This window comes from uncultured Neglectibacter sp. (assembly GCA_937958185.1).
In the GTDB taxonomy this organism is placed as follows: domain Bacteria; phylum Bacillota; class Clostridia; order Oscillospirales; family Acutalibacteraceae; genus Acutalibacter.
Window position 1 is genome coordinate 1 of sequence record CALFFN010000025.1, and the last position, 16,070, is coordinate 16,070.

The window sequence follows — 16,070 nt, forward strand, 5'->3', positions numbered from 1 at the left end:
AGCATTTCCAGGACGATTTCGCCGTCCCTGGCGGCAAGGGACACGCCGCTGACATTGCCCTCGCCTTTTTCCACCAGCGCCATGGCGATCTTATCCTCCACCATGCGGCGGATATTGTTCCGCAGGTCCCGTGCGCCGCTGGCGCCGCCGATGGATTTTTCCGCCAGCAATGCGCAGACGGCGTCATCAAATTTCAGCTCAATGGCTCGTTCCTTCAGGCTGCCCACATACTCGTTTAACATTAAGGCGGCGATCTTTTCGTAGTCCTGCCGGTCCAGCGGGCGGAACACCACCACTTCGTCGATACGGCTCAGGAATTCCGGGCGCAAAAATTCCTTCAGCGCTTTCATCGCCTTCTCCCGGCTGATGTCCGCGGCGGTTTTGGCAAAGCCCAGCGAACCGTCCTTCCTGTCGCTGCCGGCATTGGAGGTCATGACGATGACGGTATTTTCAAAATTCACCGTTCTGCCGTGGGCGTCGGTAATGCGCCCTTCGTCCAGAATTTGCAGCAGAATGTTCATCACATCGGGGTGCGCTTTTTCAATCTCATCAAAAAGCAGCACGGAATAGGGCTTCCTGCGCACCTTTTCCGTCAGCTGTCCCGCCTCGTCGTAGCCCACATAGCCGGGAGGTGAGCCGATGATCTTCGACACGGAATGCTTCTCCATAAATTCCGACATATCCAGCCGGATCAGGGTCTCCGGGCTGTCAAACAGCTCCTGGGACAGCACCCGCACCAGCTCGGTCTTGCCCGTGCCGGTGGGACCCACAAAAATAAAGGACGCGGGGTGGCGGCGGGGGCTGATCTGCACCCGGCTGCGGCGGACGGCGGCGGAGACCGCCTGAATGGCTTCCTCCTGCCCCACGATCTTTTTGCTCAGCACGTCCTCCAGACCCGCCAGCTTTTGCAGCTCATTTTCCGCGATCCTGGCGGCGGGGATACCCGTCCACAGCTCTATCACATGGGCAACGTCCTGCTCCTCCACGGCGGCAAAAGCGCCGGCGTTTTTTAAGGCGTCCAGGTTTTCTTCCAGCGTGGCAATGCGGTAATGGGTCTTCGCCAGCTCCTCGTAATCCACAGGGTCCCCGTTATTGGGGTTGGAAAGCTCCTGCTCCCTTGCCCGCTCCCGCTTCAGCGACAGCTCCGCGGAATCGTACTCCTCCAGCTTCTTGTTGCGCAGCGCAGCGCAGGCGCAGGCTTCGTCCAACAGGTCGATGGCTTTGTCGGGCAGGTAGCGGTCGTTGACGTACCGCTCCGACAGCACCACCATGCGCCGGGCGATCTGCTCCGACACGGTGACGCGGTGATAGGCTTCATAATAGCCCTTGATCCCCAAAAGCACCTCCACCGCTTCGCCGATGGAGGGCTCGTTCACCGTGACCGGCTGGAAGCGGCGCTCCAAAGCGGCGTCCTTTTCGATATATTTGCGGTATTCCGCAAAGGTGGTGGCGCCGATGACCTGTATCTCTCCCCGGCTCAAAGCGGGCTTCAGGATATTGGCGGCGTTCATGCCCCCCTCGGAGTCCCCCGCGCCTACCAGATTGTGTATCTCGTCGATGAAAAGAATGATGTTGCCGTCCGCCTTGACTTCATCGACCAGCCCCTTGATCCGGCTTTCAAACTGCCCCCGGAACTGGGTCCCGGCGACCAGAGAGGTCAGGTCCAGCAGCTGCACTTCCTTTTCCCGAAGCCGGGCAGGCACGGTGCCTGCGGCAATGCGCAGGGCAAGCCCCTCCGCCACGGCGGTTTTGCCCACGCCGGGCTCGCCGATGAGACAGGGGTTGTTCTTCGTGCGGCGGGACAATATCTGCACCACCCGCTCGATCTCCCGTTCCCTGCCGATGATATTATCCAGCTCTCCCCGGCGGGCTTTTCCCGTCAGGTCGGTACAGAAATTCTGAATATGCTTCCGCTTCTTTTTGTGGAAGCTTTCCTTTTTCTCCTTCGTTTCCGTGCCGCTGCTCACGCCGCCGTTTTCACCGGGCGCGCCGCCCAGCATCATTTCCGCGGGCATAGTGGCGGCGCCGCCGGGCGTGAACATACCGTCCTCATCGTCCTCCATGCCCTCCATATCCATCAGCTCCGCCATCTGGTCGCTCATGGATTGCAGCTCCTCTTCGCTGATCCCCATTTGCTTCATCAGGTCGTTGACGGGCTTTATCCCCAGCTCTTTTGCGCAGCTCAGGCAGAGCCCCTGGGTATTCTGCCCGTCCATGGAGTGGGAAACGAATACCACGGCAGGTCTTTTATGGCAACGTGAACACATCAGCATAACAGTGCTCCTCTCTTACTTTTTTCTGGGCTCCCGCACAGTTTTCGCCCGTATCTCATCGGGCAGGTCCAGCTCATATTTTTCATCGGTAGAATGAAGTATTTCCTGAAAAATCTGAAAATACTTGATCCCGGCATAGATCATCAGTAACGCCGTCAACAGCAGCAGCCCGCACGCCACCCCGCTGAACACGGGACCGGACAAATGGAACACGCCGTCCATCACCACAATGACGCCGACTGAAATGTAAAACATTACCGTAGCGGCCTTTCCGTACCATTTGGCGGCACAGGGGCGCTTTTTCTTTTTCAGCAGCACCGCCGCACAGCATAGCATGCCCAGCTCTTTGCAAATAAAAATGATCAGCACCGGGCGGATCACGGGGAACCGGACTGCCAGACAAAGCGCCACCGTGCCCTGTGTGATCTTATCCGCCAGCGGGTCCAGCATTTTCCCAAGCTCTGTGATCTGGTTGAACTTCCGGGCAATCAGCCCGTCAAACATATCGGATAAGCCGGAAATGGACAGCAGGACCACCGCCGTTATCATATGCCCGGTCAAAAACGCCCATGCAAAAAACGGGACGATGAGTATGCGCAGCAGTGTCAGCGCATTGGGGACCGTCAGGTTTTGATTTCTCAGCTTTTGTTCCTGTGCCATGGACACATTTCCTCTCTTTTTCCCAATCTTTTCCAAATTCTTTCCCTATTTCTTTTTTAGTGGAACATTGCCCCCAGAGGGTTCATGCGAATGATCGCCCCGGCAATGACGGAGCGGTTCAGCGCAAGCTCCACATCTCCCTGGGCTTCCTCCGTCAGCATGGGGAGGAACACCTGCACGGCGGAAATCAATATCCACACGGAAACCAGAGCCAGCAGAAAGCCGAACAAACCGCCCAGCACACTGTCCAGCTGCCGCAGGACCGGCAGGTGGAACAGCCCCGACAGCATATCCGCCAGCACCCGCACCAATACCATAAACAGAGAGAACAGCACGATCACTGCCAGCACTTTCAGAAAGCTGATAAACACCGGCGAAAGGGCGTCTGCGATCAGCTCCGCCGCCTGCCCGCTCCGGGTGGACACAATGCCCTCCAGGCTGTTCGCGGAAATGCCCGCTTCCGCCAGCGCCCGGACGATAAAATCCGGCAGGGAGGACAGCATTCCCTCTATCGCAACGGCGGTGCTGCCCGTTCCCAGCGTTGCCAGGGAATCGCTGATGCGCTCCACCAGCGCTCCCCGGAACAGGGTGTTGAACACCCACCCGGCGACCGCGCCGCCCAAAGCCGAGGCGAAAAACGCCGCCAGAATGGCTCCCAGAAAATGTGCCGCGGACTTTACCACTCCCCGGCGTATGCCCACAAAAATAAACAGCAGGAACACGCAGAGCAGCACGATATCCAGCATCATGTTCATTGGCTGTCCTCCCCCTTTTGGCATGGCTTTCTTTTTTGACACGTCTGGCATTTAGTTTATCACAAACAGATCCGTTTCACAAGGGCTTTCCCCTTACAGATATCTTACGCGGGGCATTCCCGCAAACCTATTCGATCTCCACCATGCGTATCTCGCTGACGCCCAGCACATACGCCTTGCGCTCGCTGCCCAGGGCAATGCTTTTGGCGTCGCTGCCGCCGTCTACACGCCCCTGCTCCACGCCGGTGGAATAATCGTAAAACACCAGCTCGGTATCCACCAGCGCACCCACCGTGCCGCCGGAGGCGGACAAAGACACAATCCTTTCAGGGGACTCGATCCGCACCGGGTCCCCGTTTCCCCGGAACACCAGAAGCGTGCAGGCGCCGGCGTGCTCGTGGGCGGAAATGGACAGAAACGCCCGGTTCTGGTCCAGCCGGTAAGCGGTGAGCTGCCGCCCGTTGTAGCTGTATTCGGTAAAGGCGTAATCCGTGGATTTTGCCATCAGCAGGGCGGATTCTCCCACAGCGTACAGATCGCCGCTTTCCGTCCAGTAAGCGTCCAGAAGCAGGTTGTCCCTCGTTTCATAGGAGGCGATAGGCTCCGGCTGGTTGAAATCAAACACCGTGACCTTGGAAACCAGCTCGCCCCGCTCCGTACGGACGGTGCATACCGCCCCGTACACGCCGTCGTAATTCATGGTGATGGCGGTGATGTAGTCCTTGGCAAAGGCGTAGGTATATTGCAGCGTGCCGTCCTTTTGATAGACGTTCAGCTCCGACGCGCCATCAGCGCCCTGGACGCCCAGGGCGTACCTGCCGTTCGGCGCCACCACGCCGGAAAGTATTTCCCGCTCCGCCGTGCCCCGCACCTTTGTTTCCGTGCCGGAAAGCAGAAGGTACGCGGTGCTACCCTGATTGTAGAGCAGCGTCTGCCCGCGGACGGAACGCATGGCGGGCTGGTTCAGGCTGTGCCGCAGGGAAAGCTGGGTCTTGCCCGAGGGATCTACCATGGTGAGGGCGGTATCGCTAAGCACCATGGCGTCGCCGTTGTAGGCGGTGAAATTGGAAGCGGAAACGGAAGAACCCGTGATAGGCACGGGGAACCCGTCCCCCTGCCCGGCGCCCACGAATTGCAGCTTCACCCATGTGGTGATATTTTCCAGCGTCAGCTTATCCCGGTTGAGCCAGAAAGCAAGCGCCAGAATAAGCAGGATCAGAATGACGACCACGCGGTACACCGCCTTGGGCGCCCGCATTTTTTTCAGCCGTTCCTCGCCGGTTTCTTCCTCATCTTCATATTCAAAAAAAGCTTCCTGCTCCTGATAATCCCGGAGCTTCACGATTTTTTGGGTGTCCGCTCTGGAATCCACCTTTTTCTTGTGCTTTGCCACGCCGTTCCCTCCTTTCCGCTGCTTTAGTTCTCAGTAATTTCAGTAAAATACCCGGTTCAGGTACAGCCCGCACGCGGGGGCGGTAGGTCCCGCGGCGCTCCTGTCCTTCTTTGCCAAAATTTCCGGGATATCCTCCGGGGCAAACTTCCCCTGCTGCACCCGCAGCAGCGTCCCCGTCATGATGCGCACCATGTTGTAAAGAAAGCCGTCCGCCGCCACGGTGAACACCACCATGTCCCCCCGGCGCTCCACCTTCGCTTCCGTCACCGTTCGGGTCATATCCCCCTGCTCCCGCCGGTCCAGCGTGCAGAAAGAGGAAAAATCGTGGCTGCCCAGGTAGTGCTTCGCCGCCCGGTCCAGCAGGGCTTCGTCGATGGGGTACCAGTAGTGCAGCGCCCTGTTCTGCAAAAAGGGGTCCCGCACCGGGTGGTTCCATATTTCATAGGTATATTCTTTGCCCTTGCAGGAATACCGGGCGTGAAAACCGTCCGGCGCCTCCCGGCAGGTCTTCACGGCAATATCCGCCGGAAGATAGCGGTTCAGCGCGGCGACCAGCCTCTCCGGGGGAATTTTGCTTTCCGTGCGGAGACTGACGCAAAATTCCCTGGCATGTACGCCTGTATCCGTCCGGGAGCAGGCTTTGATATCCTCCGAAAGCCCGGTCACTGTGAAAAGGGCTTTCTGGAAGACCTCCTGCACCGTCAGGGCGTTTTCCTGCACCTGCCAGCCGTGGTAGCGGGAGCCGTCATAGGCAAGAGTCAGAAGCAGGTTCCTGCCGGATTCTGTTGGGAAAGAAATCTCTTTCATGACGCGCCCCTTTCCAAAAAATTTACAGCACTGCCGGGAACACCACGTTCAAAGTGATGAAGATTCCCAGCGTTGCCACAGCGACGGAAAGGGAGAGCCAGTCCGTTTTCCCGAACCGCAAAATCTTCATTTTTGTCCTTCCCTCACCGCCGTGATAACAGCGGCTTTCCATGGCGGTCGCCAGATCGTATGCTCGGCGGAAGGCGGAAACGAACAGCGGGATCAGCACCGGCACCAGCGCCTTGATGCGCTGGACCACACCGCCGCTTTCCATGTCCGCGCCCCGTGCCTTCTGGGCGCTCATGATCTTTTCCGTTTCCTCCAGCAGGGTGGGAACGAACCGCAGGGCAATGGTCATCATCATGGCAAATTCATGCACCGGCACGTGGAGCTTCGAGAGGGGCTTTAACAGCCGCTCGATGGCATCGGTCAGCTGGGTGGGAGAGGTGGTGTAGGTCAGCACGGAGCTTGCCAGAATCAGCAAAATAATGCGCAGCGAGATGAACACGCTGTTCAAAATGCCGTCTTTCGTGATCTTCAGCCAGCCCAGCTGCACCAGCGGCTCACCCGTGCCGTAAAACAGGTTCAGCACTGCGGTGAACACCAGCAGGATCACAATGGGCTTCAGGCTTTTCAAATACATTTTCAGCGGTATTTTGGAGAGAAATATCCCCAGAAAAATGTACAGCACCGCGCAAAACAGGGAAAGGAAATTGTTCGCCACAAAAATGAGAACAATGGCGAAAATGACAAGACATATCTTTAATCTCGCGTCCATGCGGTGCATCACCGAGGGCGCGGGAAAATACTGCCCCAGGGTTACATCGGAAAGCATATTGAGATTCGCTCCTTTCTGAATAACGGATCAACCGGCGGCCGGTCTGCTTCCCTGAAAAAAGGGTAAAAGCTGTTTCAGCGCCTCGTCCACCGTCAGGGTAGCAGGGTCGGCGGGATAGCCCATTTCCTTCAGCTCCTGCATGATCTTCGTGATCTGCGGGATCCGCAGCCCCATGCTTTCCAGCTTCTCTCCCTGAGAGAACACTGCCCGGGTCTCGTCCAGCATGGCGGCGTTTCCCCGGTTCATCACCAGCAGCCTGTCCGCCGTGCGCCCGATATCCTCCATGCTGTGGGACACCAGCAGCACGGTGTTGTGCCGCTCCCTGTGGTACTGGCTGATCTGGGACAGCAGCACGTCTCTCCCCCGGGGGTCAAGCCCCGCGGTGGGTTCGTCCAGGATCAGTACGTCCGGGTCCATGGCGATCACCCCGGCGATGGCAGCCCGGCGCTTTTCGCCGCCGGAAAGCTCAAAGGGGGATTTTTCCAGAAGCTCCTCCCGCAGCCCGGTAAAGTGGGCTGCCTCCATGGCGCGCTCCTTTGCCTGCTCGTCGGAAAGCCCCATATTTTTCGGTCCGAACATGATGTCCTTCAACACCGTTTCTTCAAAAAGCTGATATTCGGGATACTGGAACACCATGCCCACCCGAAAGCGCACGTCCCGGATCTTCTTGGGCTGGGTCCAGATATCCTTGCCGTCCAGCAGCACCTGCCCGGAGGTGGGCTTCAAAAGCCCGTTCAGCAGCTGGATCAGGGTGGATTTTCCGCTGCCCGTGTGCCCGATCACCCCCAGGAATTCCCCCTGCCGCACGGAAATGGAAACCTGCTTGAGCGCCGTTTTGGAGAAGGGCGTTCCCGCGCCGTATTCATAGGTCAGTTCCTTCGTTTCCAGAATCGCCATGGGCGGGTTCCCTCCTTTCCTCAGGGGCTTTTTCCGAATGTGCGGACAGATACTGCCGGAACAGCTCCGTGCATTCCTCCGCGCCCAGCGGCATTTTGCCCAGCTTCACCCCGGCGGTGGACAGCCGGTACACCAGCTCCGTCGCCTGGGGCACGTCCAGCCCGTGGCGCTTTAAGAATTCCACATTGCCGAAGACCTCCTCCGGCGTGCCGTCCGTCAAAATGCTTCCCTCGTCCATCACCACCACACGCCCTGCCTGAACGGCTTCTTCCATGTAGTGGGTGATGAGCACGATGGTGATATTTTTTTCCCGGTTCAGCCGTTTGATGGTTTCCATGACTTCCGCGCGCCCCCGGGGGTCCAGCATGGCGGTGGGCTCGTCCAGCACGATACAGGCGGTCTCCATGGCGATGATCCCCGCGATGGCGACCCGCTGCTTCTGCCCGCCGGACAGCTTATGGGGCGCGCTCTCCCGGAACTCGTACATATCCACGGCACGGAGCGCCTCGTCCACCCGGCGGCGTATCTCTTCCGGGGGAACGCCCAGATTTTCAGGTCCGAACGCCACGTCCTCCTCCACCACGCCGGCAACGAGCTGGTTGTCCGGGTTCTGCTGCACCAGCCCCACCCGACTGCGCACCTCCAGCTGCCGCGCTTCCTCGGCGGTGTCGATCCCGCCTACCAGGACCTTGCCCCCGGTAGGCACCAGCATTCCGTTTAGAAGCTTCGCCACGGTGGATTTGCCGCAGCCGTTATGACCCAGCAGGGCTACAAATTCCCCCTGCTCTATTTGCAGGGTAATGCCGTGCAAAACTTCCCTGGCGTCGGCAGCTTCCGGCTCGTAAGAAAAACGCACGTTGTTCACTTCAATAAAGGACATTCCACTCTTCCTTTCCACCTCTAACATCTAGAATCTGGATTCTAGACTCTAGATTCTAGATTCTAGAACACCATATTGCCGTGCTGCCGCACGTCAAACGAAAAATGGGTTCCATTTTTCGTTCCGAAAATTTCCTGCGGAAATTTTCAAAGAGGTCGGTTTTCTGCTGCCCATATTGCCGTGCTGCCGCACGGCAATATGAGACCGCTGTCCGTGACAGGCAGCCCGATCTCATCGGCGGAAACGCTACCGCCGTAACGCTTTTGTAACACCAGCTCCAATAAATATCCCATCACTGCCGGGGAAAGCCCCGTGGCATAGGAGCTGAGCAGGAAAAACAGCGGGTCGTCCGACAGCACCGGCAGGCACAGCTTTACCAGGTCATGGAGCTGCTCCTCCAGCCGCCAGACCTCCCCGCCCGGACCTCTGCCATAGGAGGGAGGGTCCATGATAACAGCGTCGTAGGTGTTGCCCCGGCGCTGTTCCCGCTGGACGAACTTGATACAGTCGTCCACCAGCCAACGGACGGGCTTATCTTCCAGATGGGACGCGGCGGCGTTTTCCTTTGCCCACTGCACCATGCCTTTAGAAGCGTCCACATGGGTGACGCTTGCCCCGGCATGCAGACAGGCAAGGGTCGCCGCCCCGGTATAGGCGAACAGGTTCAGTACCTTGACGGGACGGTCTGCACAGCGTATCTTCTCCTCCATAAAGTCCCAGTTGACCGCCTGCTCCGGGAACAGCCCGGTGTGCTTGAAGCCCATGGGCTTCAAGCGGAACGCAAGCCCGCCCCTGCCGATCTCCCACACATCGGGCAGCTTCTGGTAGCGCTCCCAGTGCCCGCCCCCGGTGTTGGAGCGGAAATAGTGGGCGTGGGCAGCGCCCCAGCGGGGGTCTGCCCTGTCGCTTTTCCAGATGATCTGGGGGTCGGGGCGAATGAGAAGGATATCTCCCCATCGCTCCAGCTTTTCCCCTTCCCCGGTATCTATCACTTCATAGTCCTGCCACTGTGCTGTTCTCATGTCTTTCTCCAATGCGAAAAATCTTTCGGTCCGCCATCATTCCAGCAGACCGTATTCCCGATACTTTTCCAGTATCATCTTGTACAGCATACGGTTCCCGAAATACTGGCGGTAGGTCGCCGATTTTTCTTTCCCGGCGGCTTTCAGCTGTTCCATCTGCTCCAGCTCATATTCCGCCTGTTTTTTGATGTCTGAAAGCATTCGCTCAAACGCTTCTAACCGTTCCATTCAGCACAGCTCCGTTTTGATAACGTCCGCCACATCGTTTGCCAGCTTCTGAATGAGAGCCTCGTCCTGTCCCTCTACCATGATACGCAGCAGGGGCTCCGTGCCGGAAGGGCGCACGATGATACGCCCGTCCCTGCCCAGGGTCTCCGTTACCTTGTCGATAGCGGCGCGCACCTTGTGGTCGGTATAGAACGCAAGCTTCCCCTCCGGGGTGACCTGCAGATTCACAATGGTCTGGGGGAAGCGCTGCATCAGGGTGGCAAGGGAGGAAAGCTTCCCCTCTCTCCGGCGCATCAGGCTCAAAAGCTGGCAGGCGGTAAGCTGCCCGTCGCCGGTGGTGGCAAAGTCCCGGAAGATCACGTGTCCGCTCTGCTCGCCGCCGAAATTGTAGCCGCTGAGCCGCATTTCCTCCAGCACGTAGCGGTCGCCCACCTTGGTGGCTTCAAACTCCATGCCGTTTTCTTCGCAGAACCGCTGGAAGCCCATGTTGGTCATGATGGTGCCCACCACCGTATTTTTTGCGAGCTTGCCCCGGCTTTTCATGTCCATGGCGCAGATCGCCATGATGAAGTCGCCGTCCACAAAATTGCCCTGTTCGTCCACCATCAGGCAGCGGTCGGCGTCGCCGTCAAACGCCACGCCAGCGTCCACCTCATGGGTCTTCACATATTCGATCAGCCCCTCCATGTGGGTGGAGCCGCAGTCCCGGTTCACGTTGATGCCGTCCGGCTTGTCGTTGAGCATGGTGACCTTCGCCCCCAGCTCGGTAAAGAGGGTTTCCGCCGTGGCGCTGGCGGAGCCGTTGGCGGTGTCAATGGCAATATTCAAGCCGTCCAGAGCGAAGTGGACGGAATTTTTCACGTGGTCGATATAATCCCGGACGGCGTTTTCCGCGCGGCTGACCGTGCCAATGCCTGCCTCGTCGGGAAATTCATCGGAAATGTCGGATTTCCCCAGAATGATGTCCTCGATCCGCTCCTCCAGGTCGTCCGGCAGCTTGAAGCCGTCCCCGGAGAAAATTTTAATGCCGTTATACTCGTAAGAGTTGTGGGAAGCGGAGATCATCACTCCGGCGTCCGCCTTGTACTTTTCCACCAGATACGCCACCGCGGGGGTGGGCACCACGCCCAGGGTCACCACGCTGGCGCCGATGCTGCACAGCCCCGCCGCCATGGCGGTTTCCAGCATATCGGAGGAAAGCCGGGTGTCCTTGCCGATGAGCACCTTGGGGTGGCGGTTGCTCTTGTTTGTCAGCACGCACGCCGCCGCCCTGCCCAGCTGGGTCGCCAGCTCACAGGTCAGGTCTTTATTCGCGATCCCTCTGATTCCGTCTGTCCCAAACAGTCTTCCCATAAAAGCACCTTCTCCAAATAGATTTGTTTTTACTGATTTATTGTAAGATCATGCAGCTTGCCCTTCAACCAGCTTTCCACCCTGAGGGCGGCTTCCGCCGTAGACAGGGCTCCGATATCCAGCCGGTCAAAGGTCACGCTGCCGATACGGTCATGCTCCATAAAATAGCGGTTATAGTCCACCGAGCTTTGGATCCAGCCGGGGTCGGCAATGCTCCGCCCCTCCGTCATGCGCCGCCGGAGCTCCTGCTCAGGGCACACCAGCGCCAGCACAAAAATGCCGCTGAAGAACCGGGCGCCGTAGGTTTCTGCCAGCAGGCGGATATTCCCTGCCCGTGCCCACACTGCCGGTTTGCCGCACTGCATGATGTTCCGGGAAAAAATCTGTAATTGCTCGGTTTCCGCCAGAAAGTCGGCGGCGGTCTCATGGGGCAGCAGATTGTAGAGCATATCGTCGTCCATGCAGACGAATTCCCGGCTCTTTGCCTGCAAAGCCTGCACCGTGGTGGTTTTCCCCACGCCGCTTGCCCCAGTGACGATAAACAGCGGAAGCTTCAAAAAATTCCAGCTGTGACCGCATTTCGGGCAGGTGATCTTGTCACCGTCCACTGCCTTGTCCCAGTCAAAACTGCCGCATTTGGGGCAGATATCTACCATAGTGCCGCCCCCTACTCCATTTTCAACTGCATTTCTTCTTCAGATTTGAGCTTTCCCGGCACAGGAAGCCCCAAATGCAAATATGCCGCCGGGGTGACGCAGCGCCCACGGGGGGTGCGGGTCAAAAAGCCGATCTGCATGAGGTACGGCTCGTTCACGTCCTCAATGGTGACAGCCTCCTCGCCGATGGCAGCCGCCAGCGTTTCCAGCCCCACAGGACCGCCGCCGTAATGGTTGATAATGGCGGAAAGCATATTGCGGTCGCTCTGGTCCAGCCCCAGCTCGTCGATCTCCATTCTGTCCAGGGCGATCTTCGCCGTGTTCAGGGTGATGACCCCGCCGCTCATCACTTCGGCAAAGTCCCGTACCCGCTTTAACAGCCGGTTGGCGATTCGCGGCGTACCCCGGGAACGGGAGGCGATTTCCAGCGCCGCGTCCGCTTCAATCTCCGCCTGTAAAATCCCCGCGCTGCGCAGGACAATTTTGGAAAGCTCCTGGGGGGAGTACAGCTCCAGCCGCAGCACCACGCCGAAGCGGTCCCGCAAAGGGGCGGAAAGCTGTCCCGCCCTGGTGGTCGCGCCCACCAGCGTGAACCTGGGCAGCGGCAGGTGGTAGGAAGCCGCCATCTGCCCCTTGCCTGTGATGATATCCAGCGCGAAGTCCTCCATGGCGGGGTACAAAATTTCCTCCACCGTCCGGGGCAGGCGGTGCACCTCGTCGATAAACAGCACATCGCCGGGGCTTAAATTGGTCAGCAGCGCCGCCAGGTCGCCGGGCTTTTCAATGGCAGGACCGCTGGTGATGCGCAGGTTCACGCCCATTTCGTTGGCAACGATGCCCGCCAGCGTGGTTTTGCCCAGCCCGGGAGGACCGTACAGCAGCACGTGATCCAGGGATTCCCTCCGGCTCCTTGCCGCTTCGATATAAATTTTCAGGTTTTCCTTTGCTTTTTCCTGCCCGATGTATTCCGAAAACGTCCGGGGGCGCAGGGGATTTTCCACCTCCCTGTCCTCCGGGGTGTAGCCCGTTTCCGTCAGGCGGTTCTCCAAATCCAGCTCGTCGTCTGAAGACAGCATGTCTTTTGCGTCCCAGTCGATGCCGTATTCCACAGGCTCAGTTGCCCTGCCGCCGGTTTTTTCGATCATATGCTTCACCTCCTGTCATTTTTTCTCCGTTTTGCCTTTCCCGATCCTGCCGGAAAGGAGCCAGACAAGCCCGCCCAGCAGGAAGACTGCCGCCAAAGCGGCGCCCTCTACCCAAAGCTGGGTGTACCAGGGGGCGGAATTCATGGCGTACAGCCCGGGATTCTTTTTCACGTCCCACCACAGGAACAGGGCTTTTCCAAGGAAGACCCCCAGGAAAGAGCTTAAAACAATGGTTATGCCTCTTCTGATTTTTTGTTTCATAGCGTTTTCCTTACCTGCTCCCAAAAGATTTCAGCGCCAGGCGGATCAGCTCCTCCGGGGGAAGCTGGGAATCCAGCCTGCCCACGGCGGCGGCGGCGTCTGAGGGGGAATAGCCCAGGGTGACCAGGGCTTCCACCGCCTGTGCCGCATTGCCGGAAGCGGAAGCGCCCCCCGCCTGCACGTCCTCCATGGAAAGCCCGGAAGCGGACAGGCTTTTCACCTTGTCCTTGAGTTCCAGCACAATGCGCTGGGCAAGCTTCGGTCCCACGCCGCTTGCCTTGGTGAACCGCTTGGAGTCTCCCGCCGCCGCGGCAAGGGCAACGTCTTCGGGGGTAAGCTCCGACAGAATGGCGATCCCCACCTTGGGTCCCACCCCGCTGATCCCTGTCAGCAGCTTGAAGCAGTTCAGCTCTCCCATGGTGAGAAAGCCGAACAGGTCCAGCGCGTCCTCCCGGACGTTCAGATGGGTGTACAAGGTAGCGGTCTCCCCCAGCCGGGGCAGACCCCGCAGGGTGGTCATGGACGTGAAGCACTTAAACGCCACGCCGCCCACATCAATCACCGCCATACCCGGCTCGGTATGGGCAAGCTTTCCCGTAAGTGAATAAAACATTTTTCTCCTCCGTTATTTCGATTTCACGAGATAGAGAAACTAGAGTTTTGCGATAATTGCTCGTTGCTCATTTCTCATTGCTCATTTCATGCGCGCTAAAATATTATTTATCTTCCTTATCCAGTATCCAGCATCTAGTATCCAGAATCTAAATCACCCTGCCCGGTTCCTTTGCCTGCTCCAGCAAGCTCCTGCGCAGCGCGGACCCCGCCGCCTGTCCGTGACAGATAGCAAGCGCCAGCGCGTCGGCGGTATCGTCCGGCTTTGGGATTTCCGACAGCTTTAAGAGCCGCCGGGTCATTTCCTGCACCTGGGGCTTCAGCGCCTTGCCGTAGCCTGTTACCGCCTGCTTGACCTGCATGGGGGTGTATTCAAACAGCGGCACCTTTGCCTGGGCAAGCGCCAGCAAAATCACGCCCCGGGCTTCCGCCACGCCGATGCCGGTGGTTTTATTGTTGGTGAAATACAGCTTTTCCACAGCGGCTGCCTGGGGCTTGTAGGCGGCGAGGATCTCCGCCATGCCCTCATAGATTTCCTGTAACCGCAAGCCGAAGTCTTCTCCCGCCTTTGTGGTGACAGCGCCGTATTCCAGCGGGGTGTACAGTCCGTTTCCCGCTTCCACCACGCCGTAGCCCACAATGGCATAGCCGGGGTCGATCCCCAAAATACGCACGCCGTTTTCCCCCTTACCGCCGATTTGGCATATATATTGTAAAGTATATCACAAAACTTCCGGCTTGAACAGCCCGAATATTTTGAATACAACGTAAATTTTCCGCCGCTCTTCGGTGCAGACTAACACCGAATCATTTTGGCATGAAAGAAGGTTTTTGTATGAAAAAGCGGGGAAAGCTGAGGCTTGCTACCATGGTGCTGGCGCTGGTTCTGGTGCTTTGCGGGCTGTGGGCGGACGCCGGCTATGCCGCAAGCGCCAGCGGTCAGTCTCTGGAATACTCTTACCGCCGGGCGCTGGGCGACTTGACGGACACCGTAACGGGAATGCGGTCCGTCCTGCAAAAAGCGCCCTATGCCAACACCGCTGTGCTGCAAAGCGAAGTCTCCGCCCGGCTATTAGAACAGAGCGGCGGCGCAAAGGCGGCGCTGGCGGTGCTGCCCTTCCCCCAGGAAAAGACGGAAAAAATCAGCGAATTCCTGTCCCAAACGGGAAGCTACGCCCTCTCTCTTTCCCGCCGCTCCGCCGCCGGGAAGCCGCAGACGGACAGCGACTGGGAAATCCTAAAGGTGCTGGAGCAGTACGCCGGGACACTGTCGGAAGCGCTGCAAAAGGCGCAGGCAAAGCTTTCCGCCGAGGGGATTGACCTGGGCAGGATCTACAGGCTGCTGCAAAACGTAAACACCCCCGCCCTGTCTTTGGACGACGATTTCGACGAGGTGGCGGAAGCCTTTTCCCAATTCCCCGCCCTCCTGTACGACGGTCCCTTTTCCGACCATATCCGGCAAAAAATCCCCCTCTTTCTGGAGGGGAAGCCGGAGGTCAGCGAAGCTGACGCCGCAAAAATCGCCGCGAAATTTTTAAGCTGTTCTCCCGACGAGCTGACCTTCAGCGGCGAGGGCGGCACGAACCTGCCCGTGTTTTCCTTTACCAGCGAGGATTCCCATGTGGCGGTGACAAAAACCGGCGGGGAAATCGCCTATTTCAAAAAAGGGGGAGAGATACCCGGCTCAAACCTGGACTATCTGGACGCGCTGATGGTGGCGTCCAAGCTCTTAAAGGAATTTGGCGTTCCCAGCTTCCGGGAAACCTATTACGTGATAAACGACAACCTGTGCACCATCAATTTCGCGGCGACTGACCAGCTTTCCGAGGACGGCGATGAGGTGATCTGCTATCCCGATTTAATCAAAGTTGTCATCGAATGTAATGCGGGAGGCATGGTGGAATATGACGCGCAGGGCTATCTGATGAACCACCGGGCGCGGGAGCTTGCCCCGCCCGCCCTGTCCGAGGAGGAAGCCGCCCAAAGCGTCAGCCCCCGGCTCAAAGTGGAAAACGCCGGTCTTGCCGTGATCCCCACGCCGGGGCAGGAGGAGGTGCTGTGCTGGGAATTTCACTGCACCGCCGAGACCGGGCAGGAGCTTCTTGTCTATATCAATGGCGAAACGGGGCTGGAGGAACAGCTTTACCTGCTGCAAAAGGACGACCACGGCGTGCTCGTGCTGTAAAAATCTTTTCGGCTTTCCGCCCCGAAAATTCTCTGGGAAATCCGTTTTACTGAATGAAAGAAAGCGTCTCCCCCGCCTGCGGCGGGGGAGACAAAATTTTCGGAA

The 16,070-nt window shown here is 58.4% G+C and carries 17 protein-coding genes; 1 reads left to right on the forward strand and 16 read right to left on the reverse strand.

Annotated features, from left to right (window positions below):
- From AB8996_RS08385 to ruvC, 16 genes are all read right to left on the reverse strand, one after another.
- The coding region (locus AB8996_RS08385) for an AAA family ATPase (RefSeq protein WP_369298525.1) at positions 1-2,273 on the reverse strand (2,273 nt) is incomplete at its 3' end.
- A 15-nt stretch (positions 2,274-2,288) separates the two neighbouring features.
- Positions 2,289-2,933, reverse strand: a complete 645-nt coding sequence (locus tag AB8996_RS08390) for a CDP-alcohol phosphatidyltransferase family protein (protein WP_369298526.1) — start codon at positions 2,931-2,933, stop codon at positions 2,289-2,291.
- Between the two features lie 56 nt (positions 2,934-2,989).
- Positions 2,990-3,688: a CvpA family protein gene (locus tag AB8996_RS08395; RefSeq protein ID WP_369298527.1), complete on the reverse strand. Its 699-nt coding sequence runs from the start codon at positions 3,686-3,688 to the stop codon at positions 2,990-2,992.
- A 127-nt stretch (positions 3,689-3,815) separates the two neighbouring features.
- Complete coding sequence (locus tag AB8996_RS08400) at positions 3,816-5,081, reverse strand: DUF5711 family protein (protein WP_369298528.1); 1,266 nt, start codon at positions 5,079-5,081, stop codon at positions 3,816-3,818.
- 39 nt (positions 5,082-5,120) lie between these two features.
- A complete protein-coding gene (gene truA / locus AB8996_RS08405) occupies positions 5,121-5,888 on the reverse strand; it encodes a tRNA pseudouridine(38-40) synthase TruA (protein WP_369298529.1) in 768 nt (255 codons plus the stop codon).
- Positions 5,889-5,910: 22 nt separating this feature from the next.
- Positions 5,911-6,723, reverse strand: coding sequence for an energy-coupling factor transporter transmembrane protein EcfT (locus AB8996_RS08410; RefSeq protein WP_369298530.1), 813 nt, complete (start codon positions 6,721-6,723; stop codon positions 5,911-5,913).
- A 30-nt stretch (positions 6,724-6,753) separates the two neighbouring features.
- Positions 6,754-7,623, reverse strand: coding sequence for an energy-coupling factor transporter ATPase (locus AB8996_RS08415; RefSeq protein ID WP_369298531.1), 870 nt, complete (start codon positions 7,621-7,623; stop codon positions 6,754-6,756).
- Positions 7,589-8,503: an energy-coupling factor transporter ATPase gene (locus AB8996_RS08420; RefSeq protein ID WP_369298532.1), complete on the reverse strand. Its 915-nt coding sequence runs from the start codon at positions 8,501-8,503 to the stop codon at positions 7,589-7,591. Before AB8996_RS08420 ends, AB8996_RS08415 begins: the two co-directional genes overlap by 35 nt.
- A gap of 146 nt (positions 8,504-8,649) precedes the next feature.
- The gene (locus AB8996_RS08425) at positions 8,650-9,525 is read right to left on the reverse strand and encodes a class I SAM-dependent methyltransferase (protein ID WP_369298533.1); all 876 of its coding nucleotides are present in this window, start codon (positions 9,523-9,525) and stop codon (positions 8,650-8,652) included.
- A gap of 36 nt (positions 9,526-9,561) precedes the next feature.
- Entirely contained in the window at positions 9,562-9,753 is a 192-nt protein-coding gene (locus AB8996_RS08430) for a hypothetical protein (protein WP_369298534.1), read from the reverse strand.
- Positions 9,754-11,106, reverse strand: coding sequence for a phosphoglucosamine mutase (gene glmM / locus AB8996_RS08435; RefSeq protein ID WP_369298535.1), 1,353 nt, complete (start codon positions 11,104-11,106; stop codon positions 9,754-9,756).
- A gap of 29 nt (positions 11,107-11,135) precedes the next feature.
- Complete coding sequence (locus tag AB8996_RS08440; protein ID WP_369298536.1) at positions 11,136-11,762, reverse strand: AAA family ATPase; 627 nt, start codon at positions 11,760-11,762, stop codon at positions 11,136-11,138.
- Between the two features lie 11 nt (positions 11,763-11,773).
- Positions 11,774-12,838, reverse strand: a complete 1,065-nt coding sequence (gene ruvB, locus AB8996_RS08445) for a Holliday junction branch migration DNA helicase RuvB (RefSeq protein WP_369298541.1) — start codon at positions 12,836-12,838, stop codon at positions 11,774-11,776.
- An 84-nt stretch (positions 12,839-12,922) separates the two neighbouring features.
- Positions 12,923-13,168, reverse strand: coding sequence for a hypothetical protein (locus AB8996_RS08450; RefSeq protein WP_369298537.1), 246 nt, complete (start codon positions 13,166-13,168; stop codon positions 12,923-12,925).
- 10 nt (positions 13,169-13,178) lie between these two features.
- Positions 13,179-13,781 (reverse strand): Holliday junction branch migration protein RuvA, encoded by a 603-nt coding sequence (gene ruvA / locus AB8996_RS08455; RefSeq protein WP_369298538.1) that lies wholly within the window; start codon positions 13,779-13,781, stop codon positions 13,179-13,181.
- Positions 13,782-13,929: 148 nt separating this feature from the next.
- On the reverse strand, positions 13,930-14,454 hold the full coding sequence (ruvC, locus tag AB8996_RS08460; RefSeq protein ID WP_369298539.1) for a crossover junction endodeoxyribonuclease RuvC: 525 nt from the start codon (positions 14,452-14,454) through the stop codon (positions 13,930-13,932).
- Positions 14,455-14,615: 161 nt separating this feature from the next.
- Between ruvC and AB8996_RS08465 the strand changes: the two genes are divergently transcribed.
- Entirely contained in the window at positions 14,616-15,965 is a 1,350-nt protein-coding gene (locus tag AB8996_RS08465; protein WP_369298540.1) for a PepSY1/2 domain-containing protein, read from the forward strand.
- The last annotated feature ends 105 nt before the right edge of the window (positions 15,966-16,070 follow it).

Coding starts and splice junctions, on each gene's coding strand:
- AB8996_RS08395 (WP_369298527.1), bottom strand. CDS start 3,688: ATGAACATGATGCTGGATATCGTGCTGCTCTGCGTGTTCCTGCTGTTT.
- AB8996_RS08440 (WP_369298536.1), bottom strand. CDS start 11,762: ATGGTAGATATCTGCCCCAAATGCGGCAGTTTTGACTGGGACAAGGCA.
- AB8996_RS08425 (WP_369298533.1), bottom strand. CDS start 9,525: ATGAGAACAGCACAGTGGCAGGACTATGAAGTGATAGATACCGGGGAA.
- AB8996_RS08450 (WP_369298537.1), bottom strand. CDS start 13,168: ATGAAACAAAAAATCAGAAGAGGCATAACCATTGTTTTAAGCTCTTTC.
- truA (WP_369298529.1), bottom strand. CDS start 5,888: ATGAAAGAGATTTCTTTCCCAACAGAATCCGGCAGGAACCTGCTTCTG.
- AB8996_RS08465 (WP_369298540.1), top strand. CDS start 14,616: ATGAAAAAGCGGGGAAAGCTGAGGCTTGCTACCATGGTGCTGGCGCTG.
- AB8996_RS08415 (WP_369298531.1), bottom strand. CDS start 7,623: ATGGCGATTCTGGAAACGAAGGAACTGACCTATGAATACGGCGCGGGA.
- AB8996_RS08390 (WP_369298526.1), bottom strand. CDS start 2,933: ATGGCACAGGAACAAAAGCTGAGAAATCAAAACCTGACGGTCCCCAAT.
- AB8996_RS08420 (WP_369298532.1), bottom strand. CDS start 8,503: ATGTCCTTTATTGAAGTGAACAACGTGCGTTTTTCTTACGAGCCGGAA.
- glmM (WP_369298535.1), bottom strand. CDS start 11,106: ATGGGAAGACTGTTTGGGACAGACGGAATCAGAGGGATCGCGAATAAA.
- ruvB (WP_369298541.1), bottom strand. CDS start 12,838: ATGCTGTCTTCAGACGACGAGCTGGATTTGGAGAACCGCCTGACGGAA.
- ruvA (WP_369298538.1), bottom strand. CDS start 13,781: ATGTTTTATTCACTTACGGGAAAGCTTGCCCATACCGAGCCGGGTATG.
- AB8996_RS08410 (WP_369298530.1), bottom strand. CDS start 6,723: ATGCTTTCCGATGTAACCCTGGGGCAGTATTTTCCCGCGCCCTCGGTG.
- AB8996_RS08430 (WP_369298534.1), bottom strand. CDS start 9,753: ATGGAACGGTTAGAAGCGTTTGAGCGAATGCTTTCAGACATCAAAAAA.